Origin of the sequence: Lentilactobacillus parafarraginis DSM 18390 = JCM 14109, assembly GCF_001435895.1 — a bacterium.
Lineage (GTDB): Bacteria > Bacillota > Bacilli > Lactobacillales > Lactobacillaceae > Lentilactobacillus > Lentilactobacillus parafarraginis.
In genome coordinates this window covers 1-1,729 of sequence record NZ_AZFZ01000154.1, presented here as the reverse complement: position 1 = coordinate 1,729, position 1,729 = coordinate 1, and the positions used below count along the sequence as shown (strand labels likewise).

Annotated in this window: 2 protein-coding genes; both read left to right on the top strand. The window is 40.9% G+C overall.

From position 1 onward, the window contains the following. The coding region (locus FD47_RS14410) for a phage holin, LLH family (RefSeq protein WP_156404169.1) at positions 1–563 on the top strand (563 nt) is incomplete at its 5' end. A 4-nt stretch (positions 564–567) separates the two neighbouring features. Then, positions 568–1,686, top strand: a complete 1,119-nt coding sequence (locus tag FD47_RS14405) for a DUF5776 domain-containing protein (protein ID WP_054736750.1) — start codon at positions 568–570, stop codon at positions 1,684–1,686. Positions 1,687–1,729 lie beyond the last annotated feature (43 nt).

The window sequence follows — 1,729 nt, the reverse complement described above, 5'->3', positions numbered from 1 at the left end:
ATCAGTCTGTCTTCATACTTTCAAGTTTCAGGAATTTAAATAGTATTTTGGGCTTTCTTAATTCGGGCGGCTTTTTAGCGGCTCTTTTTATTTTTGGGTATGGCGTAAAGAAAATCATCGATGTGGCACAAGTGATTGTCGACCACACTAAGACCAAGGCTGATAATGAAGTTTTAGATAAAATTAAAGCCTTTGCTAAAACTGCTGTAACAGCCGCTCAGGCTTTGCCAGTTCCTGGTAACGAACAAATGGACGCTTCTAAAAAATCGCTTATTCAATGGGCTAACTTGGCCAATTACGATCTGTCAGATGACGAGGCTCAAAAGTTTGCTGAGGAACAATATCAACTGATTTTTGGACAGCACAAAGCAACTGTTAAAGTAAGCGACACGCCGGAGCAAAAACAGTTGTTGGAAACCGTCCAAGAATCTGCCGAAAAGGTTGATCCGGCTAACTATCCAATCCCGCTAGCCAATGGTGATCATATAGAAATTAACCACAAACAGTTTAAATTAAGTACGGATGATGCTGGTAAGATTTATCTAACTCCCGAAGGGAAGTGAGCTTATGACCAGCTATTTTAATGATGTGGCAGTTTGGCAACCCCATGACTTAGCTTATTTTAAACGTTTGAAAGCTTACGGATCTCGTGGTGTAGTCGTTAAGTCCTCTCAAGGAGGTTATGGCGGAACACCCTACATTAACAGTGTTGGCAAGCTTCAAGTTATTAATGCTAAAAGAGCCGGGCTTAAGGTGGCTTTGTATCATTATGGCACTTTCAATTCTTTGCGCTATGGACAGGCTGACCCCGCCAGTGAAGCTAAGTTAATGGCCAACACTGCCAAGGCTTGGGGGCTAGGCAAAGATACTTTAATGGTACTAGACGCCGAAGATTCATCTTTGCGTACTAAAGCTAGTGCTGATGCAGCTTTATTCTTTAATGAGCTGAAAAGACAAGGCTTCCACAGTTTTGATATTTATGGCCCGGGTTCATGGTTTTGGGCTGGTCGTTTGAAGATTGGCACCAGTTACAAACTAGGTGGTTGGCCAGCTTCTTACGGTAGTTCATCAAGCGGCGTATCAGGTGCTAAAGCTTGGCAGTATACCGACAATTGGAAAGGTCTGGGAGTAGATGGTTCATTAGATTATGGTGGACAATATACCACCAAAAGTGCTGAACCAGAACAGAAGCCGGAGCCGAAACTGACTAAGCAAAATGTAGATGATTACTACTACACTTACAATCCTAAGCGGGTTATTGTTAAGCGTACAATCTACCAGCACAAAAATAATCAGTTGGGTAGTCAAGCCAACCGTGGACGTAAATTAAAGCCGGGAACAGCAATTGATATTGCTTCTGTACACTTTAGCAGTGACAAAGTGCCAGTCCCATATTTTAAACTGGCAAACGGAACGTATATTACGGCTAACCGTTGGTTTGTAAATAATGCCTATTACGAATTGTCTAATTTAAAAACTATCAAAGTCATTAAACCTACTTATCTGTATCGTGACCTGCATCGGACTAAAGTTGTAAAACGTTCAGGCTTTAAGTCGAATAAATGGCCGAAAGGGACACTATTTGATGTGAAAAAAGTAATTCACTGGCAAGGTGGTTTTGTATTAAAACTTACCAATGGCTTTTACTGCACAGCCTATAAAAAGTATGTAAAGAAAATTAAATAATATAAATATAGGCCTCTGAAGTGAACCCCCATAGTTGGATGAA